The 20516-nt window shown below is 46.8% G+C and carries 20 protein-coding genes and 2 tRNA genes; 2 read left to right on the top strand and 20 right to left on the bottom strand.

The genetic code is table 11. The features are described from left to right. Positions 1-80: 80 nt before the first annotated feature. The 14 genes from EFA47_RS15735 to EFA47_RS15800 form a co-directional block, all read right to left on the bottom strand. The gene (locus tag EFA47_RS15735) at positions 81-719 is read right to left on the bottom strand and encodes a TetR/AcrR family transcriptional regulator (protein WP_122644106.1); all 639 of its coding nucleotides are present in this window, start codon (positions 717-719) and stop codon (positions 81-83) included. Positions 720-1031: 312 nt separating this feature from the next. Further along, positions 1032-1104: transfer RNA gene (locus tag EFA47_RS15740), tRNA-Asn, on the bottom strand. A 30-nt stretch (positions 1105-1134) separates the two neighbouring features. Continuing rightward, positions 1135-1207 (bottom strand) — tRNA-Ala (locus tag EFA47_RS15745). A gap of 240 nt (positions 1208-1447) precedes the next feature. Then, positions 1448-1954, bottom strand: a complete 507-nt coding sequence (locus EFA47_RS15750) for a VOC family protein (RefSeq protein WP_122644107.1) — start codon at positions 1952-1954, stop codon at positions 1448-1450. Between the two features lie 36 nt (positions 1955-1990). Beyond that, on the bottom strand, positions 1991-2629 hold the full coding sequence (locus tag EFA47_RS15755) for a transaldolase family protein (protein WP_122644108.1): 639 nt from the start codon (positions 2627-2629) through the stop codon (positions 1991-1993). A 28-nt stretch (positions 2630-2657) separates the two neighbouring features. Then, positions 2658-3536: an N-acetylneuraminate lyase gene (locus EFA47_RS15760; RefSeq protein ID WP_122644109.1), complete on the bottom strand. Its 879-nt coding sequence runs from the start codon at positions 3534-3536 to the stop codon at positions 2658-2660. Positions 3537-3541: 5 nt separating this feature from the next. Then, a complete protein-coding gene (locus EFA47_RS15765; RefSeq protein ID WP_122644110.1) occupies positions 3542-5002 on the bottom strand; it encodes an aldehyde dehydrogenase family protein in 1461 nt (486 codons plus the stop codon). Positions 5003-5017: 15 nt separating this feature from the next. Beyond that, positions 5018-6460: an aldehyde dehydrogenase family protein gene (locus EFA47_RS15770; RefSeq protein ID WP_122644111.1), complete on the bottom strand. Its 1443-nt coding sequence runs from the start codon at positions 6458-6460 to the stop codon at positions 5018-5020. Between the two features lie 62 nt (positions 6461-6522). Next, a complete protein-coding gene (locus tag EFA47_RS15775) occupies positions 6523-7620 on the bottom strand; it encodes a mandelate racemase/muconate lactonizing enzyme family protein (RefSeq protein ID WP_122644112.1) in 1098 nt (365 codons plus the stop codon). Then, entirely contained in the window at positions 7621-8787 is a 1167-nt protein-coding gene (locus tag EFA47_RS15780) for an MFS transporter (protein ID WP_164690030.1), read from the bottom strand. It abuts the gene before it with no gap. Between the two features lie 11 nt (positions 8788-8798). Next, positions 8799-10274 (bottom strand): rhamnulokinase, encoded by a 1476-nt coding sequence (locus tag EFA47_RS15785; RefSeq protein WP_122644114.1) that lies wholly within the window; start codon positions 10272-10274, stop codon positions 8799-8801. Positions 10275-10330: 56 nt separating this feature from the next. Further along, positions 10331-10792, bottom strand: a complete 462-nt coding sequence (locus EFA47_RS15790; RefSeq protein ID WP_122644115.1) for an RpiB/LacA/LacB family sugar-phosphate isomerase — start codon at positions 10790-10792, stop codon at positions 10331-10333. 9 nt (positions 10793-10801) lie between these two features. Further along, positions 10802-11257, bottom strand: coding sequence for an RpiB/LacA/LacB family sugar-phosphate isomerase (locus tag EFA47_RS15795; RefSeq protein ID WP_122644116.1), 456 nt, complete (start codon positions 11255-11257; stop codon positions 10802-10804). A gap of 18 nt (positions 11258-11275) precedes the next feature. After that, positions 11276-12553: a class II aldolase/adducin family protein gene (locus tag EFA47_RS15800; RefSeq protein WP_164690031.1), complete on the bottom strand. Its 1278-nt coding sequence runs from the start codon at positions 12551-12553 to the stop codon at positions 11276-11278. Positions 12554-12939: 386 nt separating this feature from the next. On the opposite strand from EFA47_RS15800, the gene EFA47_RS15805 reads away from it, so the two are divergent. Both EFA47_RS15805 and EFA47_RS15810 read left to right on the top strand, forming a co-directional pair. After that, positions 12940-13950: a zinc-dependent alcohol dehydrogenase gene (locus tag EFA47_RS15805; protein ID WP_122644118.1), complete on the top strand. Its 1011-nt coding sequence runs from the start codon at positions 12940-12942 to the stop codon at positions 13948-13950. Positions 13951-13962: 12 nt separating this feature from the next. Beyond that, on the top strand, positions 13963-14898 hold the full coding sequence (locus EFA47_RS15810) for an aldo/keto reductase (protein ID WP_122644119.1): 936 nt from the start codon (positions 13963-13965) through the stop codon (positions 14896-14898). A gap of 94 nt (positions 14899-14992) precedes the next feature. On the opposite strand, the gene EFA47_RS15815 is transcribed toward EFA47_RS15810, so the two are convergent. From EFA47_RS15815 to EFA47_RS15840, 6 genes are all read right to left on the bottom strand, one after another. Beyond that, the gene (locus EFA47_RS15815) at positions 14993-16012 is read right to left on the bottom strand and encodes an aldo/keto reductase (RefSeq protein WP_164690032.1); all 1020 of its coding nucleotides are present in this window, start codon (positions 16010-16012) and stop codon (positions 14993-14995) included. A 97-nt stretch (positions 16013-16109) separates the two neighbouring features. Then, entirely contained in the window at positions 16110-16922 is an 813-nt protein-coding gene (locus EFA47_RS15820) for an SDR family NAD(P)-dependent oxidoreductase (RefSeq protein ID WP_164690033.1), read from the bottom strand. 14 nt (positions 16923-16936) lie between these two features. Continuing rightward, positions 16937-17458 (bottom strand): VOC family protein, encoded by a 522-nt coding sequence (locus EFA47_RS15825; RefSeq protein ID WP_122644122.1) that lies wholly within the window; start codon positions 17456-17458, stop codon positions 16937-16939. An 18-nt stretch (positions 17459-17476) separates the two neighbouring features. Continuing rightward, positions 17477-18325 (bottom strand): phosphoenolpyruvate hydrolase family protein, encoded by an 849-nt coding sequence (locus EFA47_RS15830; protein ID WP_122644123.1) that lies wholly within the window; start codon positions 18323-18325, stop codon positions 17477-17479. Beyond that, positions 18322-19527: a Tm-1-like ATP-binding domain-containing protein gene (locus EFA47_RS15835; RefSeq protein ID WP_122644124.1), complete on the bottom strand. Its 1206-nt coding sequence runs from the start codon at positions 19525-19527 to the stop codon at positions 18322-18324. Before EFA47_RS15835 ends, EFA47_RS15830 begins: the two co-directional genes overlap by 4 nt. Before the next feature lie 117 nt (positions 19528-19644). Beyond that, positions 19645-20511, bottom strand: coding sequence for a D-psicose 3-epimerase (locus tag EFA47_RS15840; RefSeq protein ID WP_164690034.1), 867 nt, complete (start codon positions 20509-20511; stop codon positions 19645-19647). Positions 20512-20516: the final 5 nt, after the last annotated feature.

Below are 20516 nucleotides of genomic sequence, written 5' to 3' on the forward strand. Positions count from 1 at the left end.
TATTTGACAATCAATATACCGGCCTGTGCAAAAGCCTGTTACGTACAGCAATTTACCAAATACACCCTGGTCTGGATCTTCTATTTCTCCTGTAAAGCAGGATGATTCTTTATCAAACCGGCAATCTGATCATCATAAAGGGGCAGTCCCATTTTTCTTAACATCTCAGTTATACATAAATACCTGCGCTGAATCCCTTCAGCATCAGCCGGGAACACAGAAGGTATCAGCCAGACATCCAGCAACACAAGCAGCTCTGACATCTCTTTTGCATATTCTGTCTCAATTGAACCGTCCCTTTGGCCTTCCTCAATCAATTCCAGCCAATACGGCCCCAGTATACGGCGGTTCGTATCAATCATTCTGGCTAATACATGGGGATTCTTCAAAAGAGGAACCGCCTCTTTTGTATAAGCCGCCTGTTCAGCGTCAGACTGGTTTAGTATAATTGCCAGCTTCATTTTTTCAAGTCCGCTCAAGTCTGCCCTTTTCTTAACCACCTCAAACGGATTATTCTTGAAAAATAACTTATCCCCTATAGCATCCATTATTTCTTCTTTTGATTTGAAATGATGATAAATGGCCCCTTTACTTAAACCATCTAGTTCGTCAACAATATCCTGGATTGTTGTGTGATCATACCCCTTTTCTAAAAACAAGCGCTGGGATACTTCTAATATCTTCTCAACAGTTACTTCTGGATATTTATTTCTTGCCATACATACACCCACTTTCAATTACATTCGTTTTGTATGTTTATTATAAAATACCCTGCCAAATATGGCAATCATTATTTAATTAAGTTATAAACCAAGTATATTAATTGATAAAACCGGCCCATACGCCAGGCTCAGCAAACAGTCCTATCTTTATCTGTATAATCGTTCACTCCACTCTCCCTCTCTGTTGATTCTTCTATTTCGCCCCAGAAGTACCCAGCAAAGAGTGGTTTTTTATTACATAGGAGATCCACCGGAATTTTCTTTATAATAAAAAAGCCTTATGTCATATACAAGACATAAGGTATTTAACTCCCCCTGTTGGACTTGAACCAACGACAACTCGGTTAACAGCCGAGTGCTCTACCGACTGAGCTAAGGAGGAACATCTACTTTCAATAATATTGAAAGCGAATGGAGAATACGAGAGTCGAACTCGTGACCTCCTGCTTGCAAGGCAGGCGCTCTCCCAACTGAGCTAATCCCCCATATTATATAATTATCTCCGACAGCTTTTGTATAATACCATATACCTGCAAAAAAGTCAATATCTTTTTTTCCTTAGAGCAGCGAATCCAGCGGACATGTTTACATGTCCGCTTGGCCACTGCCGCCGGAATCTAATCCCCCAACACTTCCAACGCCGCTAGTTTAACGCCGCGTATGCCTGCATTGGGGATGCCCTTCCAGGGAGATGGGCGCTTACGTTTCCAGCAAGGCTTCTCCATCTATCTGTCCATCTCCATTGCCTGTTCAAGGGTTTCGTACTCAGGGTCATCTGGCTCCATATTATTGAGTTCAATGAGAACCGGCTGAGATTCATGTTTGAAATAGTAACATTTTTCCCCTGATTTCTTTTGATGTGCCGCAAATACAGCCTTATATCCATTCTCTGCCAGCATATCCCGTACCTTGTCAAATAATTTATCCGGGTAGACGAAAGCAAGATGGTGAATCCCTTCCCCTGCCAGCATATGATAACAATCGGGGCAGTCCTCCAAGGCCTGTATAAGCTCTATGGCATATGTCCCAATCCTGGACAGGCCGATAACCAAATGGCAGGCCTTTCCATCCGCCACTTCTTCTGCACTCATCCTTGTAGTACAAAACTTCCAGTCATCCATCATGGGAAACATCCTGGTAAATGCATCTGCAGCAGCCTGAATATCTTTCACAATATATCCCGTATGCCGGAACTTTATATCTTTTATGGTCAAGAAATCTTTTCCTTGCATTGCTTCCTCCTTCAAATATACCTGCGGGTATATAATCTACCGCCCCGCAAATAAATCTAAATACCATTGTGTGATAGGCTTAGGCTTCTGTAAGGCACTTAAGGCTGCGTTGGGACTCACAGTCAGTATATCGGCTCCTGCCTTTGCAATCTCAACCATATCCTGGGCCTTCTCCGCCGCCGCTGCTAGTACCATGGTGCCGGAATCCTTAAGACACCCCACAATATCCCTGACCATGGCCATTGAGTCATATCCCAGGGCAGAAATATCCCCCACATAGGGAGCAACATAATCCGCGCCAGCCAAGGAGCTAAAAAGTGCCTGGGCGGCAGTAAGGATAGTAGTCGCACAAATTTCTGCTGAGAATGACTGGTCTGCTTTTAAAATAGAAATTGCTTCCATACCCTTTTCACATGCCGGGATTTTCACAACTACAGCGGGGCTTATACGGCTCAGTACAAATGCCTGGGAAACCATCTCTTCAACAGAGGGGGCGTTTACCTGGGCAAATATGGGATATTGGGGAAAACAGCTGCAAAGTGATTCTATCACCTGGTAAACGGGCCGTTTTTCCCTGGCCACAATCACAGGATTTGTGGTGATGCCCCCCAGAATGCCCAGCTTCTCCATTTTGCGGATCTGATCTATATCCGCGCTGTCTGCATATAATAACATCTTTATCCCTCCACATATCTTACAAAAATCAGAGACATCCCGTCTCCTCCATAATGTTCCTGAGCCTTGTTGTCTGCTCTTCCTCCAAAGGACGGAAAGGTTTTCTGCACACGCCGCATGAAATCCCCTGCATCTTTAATGCCGCCTTAATCCCTTTGAACACGCCGATCTCTGTCAAAACCTCCAAAATGCGGTTAGCTTCATCCTGCACCGCCAAGGCTTCCTGCTGCCTGCCGCTCTTATGTAACTCAGCTATTTTGATAAACTTTTCCGCCATAAAATTAAAGGTGCTCCCTATGGCTGCCTCCGCACCCGCCGCAAATGCAGACAAAAAGATCTCGTCATGGCCGATAAATATTGTTTTATCCGGATATTTTGCGATTACCCTCTCCATCTGAAACAAATCATAGCTGGTATGTTTCATTCCTCCAATATTTTCATTCTTAAACATTTTATCTATTTGCTGTGTGGAAAAACTAACCCCAGACATAGCCGGTATATTATAGATAATCATTGGCACAGATACCGCCCGGGCAATATCATTATAATAGTCGGCCAGCTCTTGGGCAGAAAATTTGAAATAGAAGGGCGGAACGGCGGACACAGCATCTACCCCCATGCTTTCTGCCGCCTTTGCCATCTCGATCCCGTGGCATGTGGCAAAAACGCCAATATTGGCGATTACCTTTGCCCTTCCATTTATAATGCCTGTAACTCTTTTTATTAAGTCCTTTCTTTCCTCCATGGACAGCAGATAGGACTCCCCGGTACTTCCGCCTACATAAAATCCGGCAACCCCCTTTTCTAAGTTTCTTTCTATAAGCTGTTCCATTGCCCCCTGTGAAATACTTCCGTCCTCGCAAAAGGGGGTGATCAATGCAGGGTAAATGCCCTTCATTTTATCCATAGTCCTTATACCTCTCTGTTATTATACTTTTTCATCGCATAGCGGAAAATAATGGACTTCTCCTGTGTTACCTCTTCCAATACGGAAGAAAGGCATTCCCGGCTGTTTCCACTCATCTTCTTACCGCCGCCAAAGGGAAGTTCCTGTGCCCGGAAACCTCCAGATCCATTTACCGCCACCATGCCAGAACGTAAAGAAGCAGCTACTTTCATGGCATCCTGGAAGTCATTTGTGATAATCCCAGAACTCAAGCCATAACTGGAACCTTCTGCAATCTCGATAGCTTCATCCAAGGTGTCAAATCCAATAATCGGAAATACTGGGCCAAATACTTCCATATCCTTTGCTATATCCATATCTGGAGTCACGTCTGCCAGTACGGTAGGTTCAAAGAACGCTCCGTTTCTGTGTCCTCCATATATAATTTTGGCTCCTTGCCCTACTGTGTGGGCAATCTGCCTTTCTACTTCTATAGCAGCTTTTTCACTGATTAATGTACCAAAATCCGTCTTTATATCCAGCAAGTCTCCAGTCACTACTGTCTTTAACCGCTCTTCAATAAGACGGTTGACAAATTCCTCTTTTATGGAATTATGGACAATAAAACGCTTTGCGCCGGAACAGCACTGCCCTGCATTCCTTGTCTTATCTCCGGCTTCATTTACTGCCAAATCCATATCACAGTCAGGCATAATAATCAGAGGGTCATTTCCTCCCAGCTCAAATTTATAATCGGTGAGATTTTCTGCCGCCCTCCTGGCAATTTCTTTTCCCGCTGCCACGCCTCCCGTTAAATTCACCTGGGCCGTCAAGGGATGCTCCACAATCCAGTTGCCTATCACCGCCCCCGGGCCTGTTACGCACTGTACCACTCTTTTATCTACTCCGGCCTCTGCCAGCAGATTCATCAACCTGAGTACACAGAGTGGGTTATAAGAGGCAGGTTTTACTATAATCGCATTGCCTGCTGCCAGCGCCGGGCCTGCCTTAAATGCCCAGAGAGCTGCCGGAAAATTAAAGGGAACAATACAAGCAATCACTCCTAATGGTTCGTGGATAGTTACCTGCAGGTCATCGTCATATCCTCCCTCAATCCCCATAGGCATTGTCTTTCCATAATGATGCTTGACAATTTCTACAGAACCTGTAAACGTATGGATCACGGAATCAATTTCCCCATAGGAGTCAAAAATTGGTTTACCTGTCTCCAATGTCAATATCTCTGCCAATTCATCTCTGTCTCTTCTGACCAGTTCTGTAAACTTTGTCAGGATGGCCCCTCTGTCCCTGACTCTCACACGTGCCCAGTCCTTCTGTCCCTCAGCCGCACTTTCTATGGCAAAGTCAACTTCCTCTTTCCCTGCAGATGGAACTGCATCTAACAATTCACCTGTGCAGGGGTTTACAATCCCAAGCACTTCACCACTCCTTGCTTTTGTCTGCTGTCCATTAATCAGCATATCCATTTTGCCATACCTCCTTTATTCCAACACGTAACGAAGCACAATAGATTTACTTTGTGTCACCTCATCCATTACAGCCGCCAGGCTCTCCCGGCTGTTTCCGCTCATATGCTTCCCGCCGCCGAAGGGAAGCTCAGCCGCACGGAAATTGCCAGAACCGTTGATAGCCACATGTCCTGTCTTTAGAGCCTTTGCTGCTTTCATACAGGTCTTAATATTTTGGGAGAACACACCGCCTCCCAACCCATATACAGAATTATTTGCAATAGAAATGGCCTCCTCAAAGGTTTCAAATCCAATAACAGGCCATACTGGCCCAAATACTTCCATATCTTTTGCTATATCCATATCTGCAGTCACATCTGCCAGCACCGTAGGTTCGTGGAAAGCCCCTCTGCGCTTCCCTCCATATACAATACGGGCGCCCTGGGAGACTGTCAGTGACACCTGCTGCTCCACGCCCTTAGCCGCCTTCTCGCTAATCATAGGCCCCATAGTAGTCTTAGGATCCATAGGATCCCCCATAACTTCCTTGGATAGATACTCCACTGTCAACTTTTCTATAAACCTTTCCTTCAGGGAATCATGGATTATAAACCTTTTAGAGCCTGTGCAGCACTGCCTGTTATTCCTGCACTGATCCCCTGCCTCCTTTACGGCCAAATCCAAATCCGCGTCCTCAAAAACAATAAATGGATCATTCCCTCCCAGTTCAAATTGGTATGCAGTTAAATGGGGCGCTATGCGCTGGGCTATGCTAACGCCGACCTGGGCGCTGCCCGTAAAGTTTACAGAGGCAATCCTGCTGTCATCCACCAGCCAGTCCCCCACCCTAGTCCCGCTTCCTGTAATACACTGGACAACAGAAGCCGGTATGCCTGCCTCCACCAGCATTTCATGGAGCTTTAGGATCGTCAGCGGGTTAGATGACGGCGCCTTTACAATCACTGCATTTCCTGCCGCCAGCGCCGCTGCAACCTTGAACGACCAAATAGCCGGCGGAAAGTTAAAAGGAATAATACAGGCTATCACTCCCAGGGGTTCGTGGATTGTAAACTGTATATCATGGTCATACCCCGGTTCCGTCCCAAGGGGCATTGTTTTGCCATAATAATGCTTTGCCACTTCACAGGCGCCTTCAAAAACATAGGCCACGGAATCCAGCTCCCATACAGCCTCCGCCTCATAAGGCTTTCCTGATTCCTTTGCCAGAATCTCCCCTAGTTCTTTTCTCCTCTGTAGGACAGCATCTGAAAAACTTTTTAAAAGCTTCGTCCTTTCACGGACCGTACGTGCTCCCCATTCTTTCTGCCCATCCACAGCAGTGTCAATGGCCCTTAGCACATCCTCCTTTGTGGCAGAGGGTACAATATCAAGTACTTGCCCATCTGCGGGATTGATGACCTGCATGACTGCTTTGTCTCCGGCTTCTGTAAAATCTTGTCCAACTAACATCTTCATATCAAACACCTCCTGAATGTTCATCCCTATGGGGCCATCTTAATACATGTGCCCCAAATGTTTTATTTGCTCAAAATGAAGTCCCAATTCAATGTCAGGCCCAGGCCGGGCAGTTCTGGAATCTCCATATATCCATCCTCAGGCATAGGGCAGTCCTTATAAGTTAAGCTGGTCAGTTCCTCAAATAGAAGCAGCCTTTCCAGAAATAGTGAGTTATGTACTGCACTTAACAGATGAATATGTATATTCTCCATAGCATGAGGCGCAAATTTCAAATTCCATGCCTGGGTAAGTGCAGCTACCTTAAGCGCCTCTGTATACCCTCCGGCTCTTGTGAAATCCATCTGGACGATATCTGCCGCCTCTGACAGGATCAGATCCCGGCATCCATATTTTGTATACTCATGCTCTCCTGTGGCCAAAGGCAGGTCTGTCCCCCTTTTATACCGTTTTAACCCTGGTATGTCATCTGCAAAGGTAGGTTCCTCCAGAAACATGATATTGTACTCCTTTACCATATTGGCAAAACGGATGCCCGTGGCGCTGTCCCAACAATTATTTGCATCCAGCATGATCCCAATTTCATCCCCCACGGCCTCCCGTACCATAGACACACGTTTGACATCCCTCTGGAGATTATTCCCGCCCTCTACACCTACTTTAAACTTAACCATCTTATAGCCTTGCCCTACAAACCCCTCCATTTCCTCCACCAGCTGTCCATCTTCATAGGAAGTCCAGCCGCCGCTGGCATACACAGGGATCCTTGTCTTTGTCCCTCCCATCAGGCGGAATAATGGAAGGCCCAAAACCTTCCCTTTCAGATCCCACAGCGCAATATCAACTGCACTGATAGCGCAGTAGGTAAGTCCCTTCCGCCCCACTCCCCGTAGATACTGGGCTAAATCCTGCCATATGACTTCTGTCTCAAAAGGACTTCTGCCGATGATCCTGGGAGCTATATTAGTCTCGATCATAACCTTCGTGGCCTCGCCGCCCACTTCATTATACGTGACCCCAAAGCCTGCCAGTCCCTGGTCTGTAGTCAGCTGTACGATTGTATATCCGATATTTTCTACTTTTCTTGTGGCGTCTGACAGTCCTGATTTAATCGGATACGTCACAAGAAAAACTTCAACCTTTGCTATTTTATGTTCCATTTAAGATTCTCCATCCTTTCTTTTTACTAAAAATATTATAACCGTCCCTGCCCCAGAAATAGCCGCCCCTGCCCACAGCATGGCCTTTGCCCCTAAGCTGTCATAGATCCTGCCCCCAAGCAGATTTCCCAGTATATTTCCCGCAAGTGAAGAGAAAATTGCCAGAGACTGCCCCTTAACCATATCCTCTGGTTCAATCACCTGGCTGGTATACCATACAATTGCCGGTGTATATAGGCCAAAGGCCAGCATCTGAAGACTCTGTGCCAAATACAGCATCCCCACTGTAGATGCCCCCAGGGAAAAGAGGCCCTTTAATGTAAATACCGCTGCAGCAATTTTTAAAAGCAGACGGCTCTCTATCCTGCCTGCAATCCATGAAAACCCAAACATCACCGGCAGCTCGCAAAATGCAGCAATTCCTATAGATATGCCCACATTTCCCGCGCCGCCTCCTACGCTTTCCATAATCTGCAATGAGAATGTATTTAGTATAAAATGCTCCGTGAATATAAGTACAAATCCCAAGAGTATTTGAAAATATGTCACATATTTCTTGATAAACAAACTTGCGGCCCTTAAAAACCGCTGCTTTTCCTTACTCCTTGCCGGCTCTCTTTTGTAGATACTGAGAGTCCAGATACAAATAAATAAGCCTACATAAAGCCAAAACCCGGCAGCCAGGATACTGCCCTCCCCGAACTGCTCAATACTCATACCCAGCAAAATTGAGATAACTGCATATGCAACTGACCCGCATCCTCTGGCAACTCCAAAGTTAATCTCGACCCCCTCGCCTAAATAGTACACATAAACAGCATTTAGTAAAGGCTGTATCACCAATATGCTTATAGTGGCAAGGAGAAGTAAAACCGCTGTTTTATCCTTCTGCGCATGAACAGTATACAGAGCTGCCAGCAGGGCCATGGTCAGCACACATAAAAAAAGGCTGGCTGTTTTCAGGGTGATTTTTTCCGATTTATCTATCACAGCAGCCAATATTTGCTGTAAAAAAATCGCCAGTATATTAGCCGCTGCCAGTATTACCCCAATCTGGCTTGCAGAAAACCCTCTCGCAGACAGAAATACAGTGGCAAACCCACAGATAGAACAGTATGCCATCAAGAAAAGACTCTGTATGGCAGAATAACGGATTTTAATGCTCATAACCGACTGCTTCATGATATTATCAGGGAACAATAACGTCCATATGCCGTATCCCAGGCTTCTTTATCTCTGGGTTCATAGCACTCTGCCTCAAAGGATCCCTTCACAATATCCCTGGCCTCCCTGAGATCCTTCACTTCCCTGCGGGCCATACACTGTACCAGAATATTTCCTATGCAGGCGCCTTCTGCAGGGCCCGCATATACTGGGCGGCAGATCGCATCTGCGGCCATCTGGTTCAGCATCCGGTTACTGCTGCCGCCTCCTACTATTCTCAGCGCTTTCAGCTTCCTCCCAGTAATCTGTTCCAGCTCCAGGAAAGTTTTCCTGTATTTCAGGGCCAGGCTCTCATATACGCATCTGGCAATTTCCCCTACTGTCTCAGGAATTGGCTGCCCTGTGGCCTGACAGTAATCCCTGATCTTCTCCCTCATTCTTCCGGCATTGAAGAACACAGGCATATCAAAGTCTACAATACTTCTAAATGGCCGGGCCTTTTCTGCCTCCCACACCACCTGATCCCAGGTCAGAGTTTTGCCCTCATCCTGCCATTCCTCCATACACTGCTGTACTACCCACATACCCATAATGTTTTTCAGCAGCCTTATGTGACCGTCCACGGTTCCCTCGTTGGAAAATTTCAGGCGGTAAGACTCTTCTGTAATCACATGTTCCCTGGATTCAATACCAAATAATGACCAGGTTCCGCTGGAACAGAATACTTCATCCTCCCTTAGGGGAATAGAAGCCACAGCCGAGGCTGTGTCATGGGTTCCCACAGGAACATACGTAAGGCCCCTTTCTCCCAGCTCCTCCAAAACGGCCCCCAGCAGTGGGATCTGCCTGTGGCCGGACTCTATGATTTCTGGAAATATCTTCTCTGGAAGGCCCAATTTTCTTATAAGCTCTCTGTCCCAGTCCTTTTTATAAGGACTATAGAGCATGGACGTGGTAGCCATGGTGTATTCCTGAACCTTCTCTCCTGTGAAAAAATATGCCAGCATATCTGGAAGCATCAGCATCCTGTCTGCGTGTTCTAATGCTGTATCTTGGCTGAGGAGCCTTTCATATAGCTGGAACACTGTATTTCCATAGATTGTCTGGATGCCAGTACGCTGAAACATCTCCCACGGAGGGATTACCTTATATACTTCCCTGACTCCCCGGCCGTCAGCATTGCGCATACATCTGGAATTCCCGAGGAGCTGCCCGTTTTTATCCAGAAGGGCATAATCTGTGCCCCAGGTATCAATCCCTATACTTAAGACTGAACCTAAGCCAGGTTTCTTAACTCCAAGGCGCACTGATTTTTTTGTCTCATGGTACATACGCAGGATATCCCAGTAATACGTTCCATTGAGATCCACAAAATAATTTTTAAACCTGTGTACTTCATCCAGCTTCAAATGTTTTCCGTCAAAGGAACCCATAATGCCTCTCCCAGTGCTGGCCCCGAAATCCATTGCAAAAAAATTGGCTGTTTTCATTCCTTCCTCCTGGTTTCCCGGAGTATATCAGGCCGCTTAGGGCGGCCGGACATACTCTAATGTTTCATAGCCTGCTCAAATTCCTTCATCCGGTTGATTCCATATTGGTTATTCGGTTCATAGTAGTCTGATCCCAGCCATACGCGGGCAACCTGTATCCCCTCGTCTTCCTTCACGCACCATGCCCCCATGCACAGGACATTGGCGTCACTGTCTGCCCGTGACATCTTTGCTGTAAACAAACTGTAGCAGATAGCAGAACGGATCCCCGAAAACTTATTGGCAGAAATATTCATCCCCTGCCCTGTTCCGCACACCAGTATGCCCTTGTCATATTCCTGGCTCTGCACGGCCTTGCACACTGGTTCCGCCGCATCCAGATAATACCCTTCGTCTGGACTGTAGCATCCCACGTCCTTTACTTCATACCCATCCTCTTTTAGGACTTTTACAACAGCCTCCTTCAAAGGGAATCCACTCGTGTCACATCCGATAATTATTTTTTCCTTTGCCATCATATATCCCTCCTAGTATTCCTTTTCAATGACAGCGGCACGCTCCATGCCTTCTGCATCCCGTCCTGTGTATTGTACCAGCAGCCAGGCTTCTATCATTTTGGCTGTATAGGCCGCGCTGGGCATCAGCCATCCCCCTGTACAGAGTACATTAGTATTATTATCTGCGGCTGCCAGCACCGCCCTCTCCAAATCCCATGTAAGGGCTGCGCGGACTCCTACGAATTTATTAGCAGCCATAGCCATGCCGATCCCGGAGCCGCACATCAAGATCCCCCTCTGATATTTACCCTCCTGGATTCCTCTTGCCACAATTTCTGCCGCATCACTGAAGTCCCCGTGTTCTGGGCCGGATGTTCCTGTATCTTCCACGTCATACCCCTTCTCTCTGAGAATCCCAATAACCTCTTCCTTCATATCATGGGCCGCAATGTCCGCCCCCATAATAATCTTGTACCCTAATCTCATAGTCTTTTCCTCCTTTTATTATTCACTCATCTCATCTATCTGCCCCTGCGTCATTAAAGGAATCTTTATCCCTATCCGCTTACTTTCATGTATAGACTGGGCTCCAGATTCACACACCTCCAGCTTGTCAAACGCCAGTATGGGCGTTGGGCCGGCCAGTAAAACCCCATAATTCTGAATGACAGCCACAGGGTGTTCCAGATCCAGGCCCTCTGCTATTTTCTCCCAGCTTTCAAATAATTCTTCATATGTATAACGGCTGCATTGCTTCAGTACCCCATAACTTTCCGGGTAAAGAGTTGTCTCATACACTGTATCTGTCACAGCAAACCCCATGGCATAAACAGGACTTGCCAGAATAACTGAATGAATCTCCGGGTGCAGCTCATAGATCCGTTTGTGGAGGGGTGCAGTCTCATGAGGCACTTTTCCCTTTTCCCGGTACCCCTCCTCAATAAGAACCAGATCCTCCGGGGCCATTTTCCCATTATCCCCGCCTGCAGGGGTTATGACAAACCCTTGATTCCCTGTCCTTACAGACATAACTCCCACTGCACTGGCAAACAGCTTCTTTGTATATCCCCGTCTGACAATGTCAGACAGTACCCGCCTGGCGTCTAATTCCACACAGGTGCGGCCTATAACCTCTTTTTCTGGGAATATAGTTTCTGCCCCCTCCATCCTTCTTAAAAGATCTGAATCAGAGATTCTCTTAGGAGTTCCTAGCATATGGCTGTTAATCTGTATCCGGGCCGCAATGTCCAAAGCCTCAAATTTCTGAAAGGCGTCCAGCAATCCTTTCTTGCTTCCCACAAACGCGCTATGCTTTTCCAGGATGGCTGAATCATATCCATTCTCAAATGCCTGCATCACTGTGTCCACCAGCTTCATAGAACCCGGAAGGGCATAAGGCGTCAGTCCCGGAAGGCCGGCCACCTCATAAATCTTCCCTGCCAGCCTGGTCTCCGGCACCTGGTTCAGCACGCTCATCGTCACTGTAGCAGGTGCATGTGCATGGATGACAGCCTTGATATCAGGACGTTTCAATAAGATACTTCTGTGTATGTGGTATTCTGACGTGGGCTTATGTTTACCTTCAACTGTGCCATCAGGCAGTATTTTGACAATATCTTCCCGGGTCAGGGACTTTTTATCTATTGATGTAGGCGTTACCCACATAACCCCTTCATTATCCATAATGGAAGCATTCCCCCCTGTGAGGGATGTCATCTCTACGTCATAGATCCGTTCCATAATCCTGCAAAGCTCTTCAGCAGGATGAAGCATTTCCTGCATATTATATACCCCCTTAATCATTATTGGTATGACAAATATAATATTTTTATTTATATTCATAATATATATCACCAATTTTATCATGTCAATATGCCTTTTTAACCAAAATAGTCTTATGTATTTTGGTTATTTTTTATTATTTGTCATATCTATATTGACTTTCAAATTCATTCCTTATATAATCAGGCTACATACATCAGGCAGATATACAAAACGTCTTTCTGCCTGTTCATAACCTCAGGCCGCTTCGCAGCTTTTTTAAGAAGGGTTCCTTTCTTCTTATTCATCAGGCAGACTTCCATCCAGGCTTATACAGACTGTATAAAAACGGGAGTTTCCTGGCGGGGTTAAATTACAAACTCATCATAAACAGGAGGAAAACCACTATGTTAAAAACGAGAAAAGTAATCTTTTCTGAGCCCGGCAAGGTACAGCTGTACACAGAGGATTTTGATGATTCCAATATCCCAGCCGGACATGTACTGCTCAAAAACCACTATAGTCTGATCAGCACAGGAACCGAGCTGGCCTGCCTGGACGGACTGGAGGATTGGTTCACCATGCCCGCTGTGCCGGGATATGTCTGCGTCGGTGAAATTGTTAAAAAAGCAGAGGATATTACAGATTATCAGGTCGGCGATATTATATACAATTATGGAGGGCATCAGGAATATAACATCATGCCTGTTACCGGCTGTTTTTGCAAGGTACCCTCTGCAATCAGCGAAAAATATGCGCCCCTCATCCGTATGGCGACTATTGCACTAGCCGCAGTGCGTGCCGCGGATATCCAGTTAGGCGATTATGTAGCTGTGACAGGACAGGGAACCATTGGTATTATGGCCGCCCAGCTGGCCCATCTCCAGGGGGCAGTCTCCATTGGCATTGACCGCCATGATTCACGCCTCTCTATAGCTGAAGAATGCCAAGTAGATTATACTGTCAACCCCAAAAGCACAAATACCGCCTTAAAAATCCAAGAACTCACAGAGGGCAGGATGCTGAACACACTGATTGAAGCCATCGGCAATACACAAGTTATCATGGACAGTATGGAATATATGGCTAAAAACGGAGAAATCGTCCTGCTTGGCACCCCACGCACTCAGTATGTACACAACTGTGCCGATGCTTTCTTTAAAGTATTCCACTCTGACTATAATCTCCGTTTCAAAGGCGCCCACGAGTGGAAAGACCCCTATGAACCAGACAGCTTTGTAAAGCATTCCATTATACGCAACACAAAAGTAGTTATGGATTACATGGCGCAAGACCGGATCATCTACAAGCCTCTCCTTACCCACGTGGTTCGTCCTGAGGAATGCAGAGATATTTACCACGCACTTGGGAATGACAAAGAAACATATCTGGGCGTTGTGTTCGATTGGACGAAATAAGGGGAGGGCGCTATGAAATATATTCCCCTTGGCCCAGATGCCCTTCCTGTTTCAGAAATCGCCCTGGGATGCGCCAGAATATCCACCCTGGATATCTTAAGGGCTGAAAATATCATATCCGCTGCCATCTCTGAAGGGATTAACTTCTTCGACCATGCCGACGCATATGGCAACGGCCTTTCAGAAGAAACCTTCTCCAGGGCACTTAAAAACCTTGGCTGTTCCAGGGACAAAATCATCCTTCAGTCCAAATGTACGATACGGGATCTGGATTTGCCAACTCAATACTATGACCACAGCAAGGAGCATATCATTACATCTGTCAATGAAAGCCTCCGCCGCCTGGATACGGACTATCTGGACATTCTGCTTCTGCACAGGCCAGATCCCCTCACACGGCCGGAAGAAGTTGCAGAAGCTTTCGATATATTGAAACGCTCTGGAAAAGTCCGTTATTTCGGCGTAAGCAACCATAACCGCTTCCAGATGGAACTGTTAAATAGCTGCCTGAAACAGCCCTTAGCGGCGAACCAGATGCAGTTTAACCTATCCCATACCCCTTTGATTACAGCGGGGATAAATGTAAATATGGACACTGATGAATCTGTGATGCGGGATGCGGGGACCATTGAATACTGCAGGCTGCACCATATTTCCCTCCAGGCATGGGCGCCTTTTCAGTTTGGACTGCTGAAAGGAAATTATCTGGGCGACTATGAACACTATCCTGATCTAAACAAAAAGCTGGATGAGCTGTCTGGACAATACCAGGTACCGGCCTCTGCTGTGGCCGTGGCCTGGATTCTCCGCCACCCGGCACAATTTCAGGTCCTGGTTGGAAGCATGACTCCCTCACGCCTCAAGGATGCGTGCAGGGCCTCAGAAATTGAACTTTCAAGGATAGAATGGTTTGAGTTGTACAAAGCCGCAGGTAATCCTCTTCCATAAAGCTTTTTAAATATACCGGTTACATTCTGAATCATTTTAAATATGGGAGCTGCAGACTCTGCAGCTCCCAAAAATCATTTCCCGGCAGTCCCCACTAATCACTTAAGAATCCTGGTGGCTTCCCGAACAGTCCCATCATGTTATAATCCTGTGGGATAACAAACTCATCCTGTATTGCATGAATCTTATCCACAATCTCCATATCCAAAGGCCCCTTCTCGGCATAGGCCAGGTTTGCCTTAATATGCCCCGCCTCTCTTGCACCCGCACAGTGTGTATGTATATCATCAAAAGCCAGAATATAGCGGAGAGCCAGTTCAAACATGTCCATCCCCAGCTCATCTGACAGGTCATAAATCTTCTGCAGCTTCCTTCCAGTATTTACCTGTACCTCATCCCCAGAATCCAGAAGCTCGTTAAGCTCTTCCCTGCGTTTAGATACAAGGAACTTATTTCCCATCCCAAAACCTGCGCCAACCAAAATTCCACAGTCGTGTCTTTTTGCAGCCGGTATGAGATAGTCAAAAATAGGCCTGGCGATTAAGCTGATTCCGCCTGCCACCAGCGCACAGTCGATACGCCCTGTGTCAATCAGCTTCGCACTCTTAACATACTCCGTGGAACCCAGTCCAATATTGGCAATATAGCCTTCCTTCTTCAGCTCTTCCAATGTGGATAGGATCACACTATCGCCAGTTTCATAGTCAAATCCCCAGCAGTCCCAGTCCGGCTCATGTATCATGCACATATCAAGCTGCTCCTTCCTGGAAATCCAGAGGCTGTGCTTCACTGCCCTTTTAATTTCTTTTGGATCCTGGTATGCAGCATACCCTTTTGCCCTGGTCACTGTCCTGTCATGGAGATAACCAATCTTTGTGGAGACATAACATCTTTTATCGGGATGCTTAAACGCCCCTCTTGCTACGATTTCCTCACTTTCCCCAAAGCCGTACATCGAAGCAGTGTCAAAGATGTTAATGGGGGACTCCATAGCAAAATCCATGAGTTCTTCTGATAAATCCGGGTGAATATCATATTCCCCTGTAAACTGAAAACACCCGAGTCCCAGGGCCGACACCTCAAACCCTGTCCTCCCAAGCCTTCTTGTAATCATACTGTTCCTCCTTTTTATAATAGAATATGTTTGTATGCCTATCTCCTGCCCTTGAAAGAGGCAGGAGGCATCTCTCATACAGGTATAGGCCGGCCCTTTACCAAATACAGTAGCCGCCATCCACAAGCACGTCGGCGCCTGTAATATAGGTTGCCAGATCTGACAGTAAAAATGCTACCACGCCGCCTATTTCATCCATACTTCCCAGCCTTTTCATAACACAGTCCCCTGTCATGGATTCCATAGCCGCATCTGGAATCCCTGCATGGATGCCAGACAGCATATTTCCCGGGCTGACACTGTTTATGCGGATTCCATATTGGCAAAAATCTGCTGCCATCCCCTTAGTCAAATGCAGGACCCCAGCCTTAGCTGCAGGATAGCATACAGAATGCCTCCCTTGCGTCCTGTTAATTACATGGCCGGAGATAGAAGCCGTATTCACAATAGCGCCGCCCTTTTTTTCCTGCCTTAAATACTGACATACCTTCTGGTTTACCAGGAACATGCCGTCAAGGTTGATGGCCATCAGGCGCCGCCAAGACAGGAAATCTATATCACCATCGTCATAGCCTGCCCCAATAGCCCCCGCATTGCTGTGGACAATATCAATTGTCCCAAACGTCTTTACAACAGCCTCAACCATAGCGTTGACTTCTTCCTCTTTTGTGACATCACATGCAACGGCGGCTGCATGGACCTTGTACTTCCGCTCAATAAATTCCGCATATTTTTCTGCCTGGTCTGTGCGCACATCTACCAATGCCACATCTGCCCCCAGCTCTGCAAGCGCGGCCGCGGTGCTTCTGCCTATTCCCCCTGCCGCGCCGGTCACAATGGCTTTTTTTCCTGCCATACAGAACCGCTCTTTAACTGGCTTTAAATCCTCCAGCTGGATAATCTTATCCATAAATTCCCCCTCCTCTATGCGTTTGGATGTGTCCAGTTCAGCTCGATATACAATCCGCTGGGTTCCACAGATATGTAACAGAACTCTACCAGCATCTCCCCCGCATATGCAGAGCCCTCTCCAAAATTCAGCTTTCCGTGATGTACATCCCTGCATCCTAAATCCTTCAAATATTGATATGCCCTTTTAAAATCCTCATGGTTTGGAAATTTATAGCAGAAATGGTGAAGCCCTTCTCCTGACTGCTCCAAATATTCTGCAAAATGTGTGCCTGATGATTTTCCCTTTACCGGCTGTACAAGCTCCACGTTCACATTCCCCCATACGGTACCATTACTGCACCGTATAGAATTAGGAGGGCCTACAATCATGTCATCCTGGCTCCAGTCTGTGGCATCAGATACCCACGTTCCAAATCCCGGAATCTGGTTCAGCCTTTCCATAGCCTTGTCGTTATCCCAGGTCAAGAACCCCACATGGGCCAGGGATGCCCCACAATTCTCAAGTTCCTTTTTTACCATTTCCATCTTTTCCATTGTCCATTTCTCCTCTCTTTATATATGCAATGCTTTGAAATTTTTAACCTGCTGTGTAATAGCTCTTTCTGCCGGCAGCCGTTCCATGCTGGAGGCGCCAAAGAATCCACAGATATTTTCTGTATGTTCCAATATATATTTCACGTCTTCTGGTTCGGCGATGGGGCCTCCATGGCAGATAACAAAAACATCTGGGTTGGCCTTTTTAGCTACTTTTGCCATCCTCTCCGCATATTCTGCCGCCTCCCTAAGTCCGTAGGCAATATCTGTCTTGATGCCGCTCATCCCGCCCTTTGTACACCCGCAGTGTACAACAATAATGTCTGCCCCAGCCTCTGTCATTGCCTGGCATTGTTCTTCATTAAATATGTAGGGAGCCGTCAGCATATCCATATTATGGGCCAGCCGCATCATCTCAATTTCATTTTCAACTCCATATCCGACTTCCTCCAACTCCACTTTCTGGGAACCTGAAAAATCAGCAAATGAAGGAAAATTCTGGATTCCCGAAAAACCAAAAGCCTTTAACTCTTCCAAATATTTATCCATAAAACGATAGTTGTCCTGAGCAAACACACCGGCCAGGACAGGTGTATTGGGCGCCATCGGCATAATCTGGGCAGCCAGTTCCCGCACAATGTCATTGGCACTGCCAAATGGCAGAAGTCCGCTGATAGACGGCCTTCCATCCATCCTAAACCTGCCTGAATTATACGTAATAATCAGGTCGATGCCCCCCTGCTCCTCGCATTTGGCGCTCAGGCCTATACCTGCCCCTCCTCCGATAATGGGAATGCCCTGGTCCACCTGCCCGCGCAGCTTTTTTAAAATCTCATCTCTTGTTTTTGGTTTGGGACTAATGATCATTTTTCTCCTCCTTCTATTTTATCAATCAATACCTGAGCCGCCTTCTCTCCAAAAGCGGGATGGTTAATGTCACAATCCATTTCTATAATTTCAACCTTGTCTGAAACACAGTGTTTCAGCATACCAAATAATACAGCATCTGTCTCAGGTTCAAAGAAAATTTCCCCTAGGACGTCCACTTTAGATATGCCCTTTAAAGGAAGCATCAGTGCCACGGGCCCTTCGCACTGGTTTAACTTTTCTGAAATAACACTGGCAAACAGCCGATTCTCTTCTATATTACTTCTTACAAAGACAACATCCGGGGTATGGAAATACACCTTGCGCCCCACAATCCCCTCAGCTTCTCCTTTATGCCTCAGTACCATATCCAGGCCGCCTGGAGCCACCACCCGGGGAACCCTCCGGCTGCCGGAGCTCTCAAGCCTCCCCCTAACAGGTTCCTGATAGGAACCTGCCAGAGGCATACTGACTTCAGAAAGAGTCACATCCACGACTCCATCCAGAAAACCCTCCCTGACAAACCTTTCCAGCATAGTCCCTCCCTCCCCATTTGCATGAAATACATACACTTCGTATCCCCTCATTTCCAGGGTTTTCCTCACCACATCCACACAGGGGGTGGTCACTCCCCAGCAAGATATGCCTACAGCACGCTTCTTTTCTTTATTTTTTGCCTGTACTTTAAAGGACAACATGCCGGCCAGGGCCCCCGCCGCTCTCTGTATATTGTCTTTTAAAATAGTGTTCAGGCCTGAAATATCTACCAGGGAATTCATCACCAGGGTATCGTTCAATCCAGTAAACTGGCTGGCCGAGTCTTTAAGCAAAGCCAGTGTGGATAAAAGAAGTTTGGGCATTCCAAGGGGAAGTTCCCGGAATATCTGGTTTGCCAGGAATGTTCCCTGGCCTCCGCCCATGGAGATAATACCCTGTATTCTCTTCTCCCTAAGAAGGTCCTGCACAGTCTTCGCCCCACTGGCAGCCATTGCTTTCATCCATTGATCTTTGGAAAGTTCTCCCGCCTGTCCCAAACTGATTCCCTCTGCCGCACGGTAATGGGCAGGTATATACCTTTGTTCCCTGGTACCCAAATCCACTGTAATAACCGCCATGTGAAATGATTCCAGACATTGGATTAAATAACAAAACTCCTCTCCCTTTGTGTCAAACGTTCCCAGTACAGCTACAGTCGGCTTCATAACGCCCTCCTTTTTAGTTTTTTTAAAATAAGTGACTAGGCACAGTTTATCCACGTAGGCGCCCCCTATGACAGAACCTTGAAGTTTTATAGGCGCAGAGGCGTCCCACAGAGTTCCCTATTCAAACAAGTATTGAATAAATCCTACTGCCTTTTTGGCGGAGGCCTCCATCTCCTGGGCGCTGGCTTTATCTGTCATGTCACGCCAGATCCTACAGCAGTCTCCCAGTTCATCACCGGCATTTACAAGGGGTTCCATGACCATCCCCCCCTGGTAACTGATAGCCTTTAGTCCATCTCTGATTTCATTCCATGGCAGGTGCCCTTTTCCAGGAAGCCTTCTGTGGTTTTCTCCCAGATGGACATGGCCCAGATAGTTCCCCGCTGTTAGGAATGCCTTGTAAAAACTATCTTCCTCAATATTCATGTGGAAGGTATCCAGCAGTATCTTTACATTGGGCATATCCACTGCTTTCACAAACTCAACTCCCTGTGCCGCCGTATTTAGGATATGGCCTTCAAACCGGTTGCATATTTCTATATTGAGCGATATGCCATATTCCCTGGCCGCCTGTCCAATTTTTTGGACAGAGGCAATTCCATGTTCCCACTCCTTTTCCAAATATTGGTTCAGCGGGGCCCTGGGAGCCGCATTTAAAAGATTCCCGCCCAGCGTACGTATTCCCAGCTTCTCAAGCCTGGGAAAAACGTGGGAATAAAACGCAATCCCTTTTCTTCTTACACTTTCTGACTCATCTGTCAGAGCACAATCTCCGGGTGGATCCAGGCCCAGCGACAACTCTATATGCTGTTCGCGGGAGGCCGCCGCCAAGGCCTCCACTTCTCCGGGGGGCATTCGTAAAATCAAATAGTCTCCCAGTTCCAGCAGGTCAAATCCCAGGCTTTTCACCTTCTCCACATAGGGTACATAACTGGTACATTTTAGATCCTTCTGCCAGTAAATGTAATGTAATCCATATTTCACGACAG

It is taken from the genome of Luxibacter massiliensis (genome assembly GCF_900604355.1).
GTDB classification, from domain to species: domain Bacteria; phylum Bacillota; class Clostridia; order Lachnospirales; family Lachnospiraceae; genus Luxibacter; species Luxibacter massiliensis.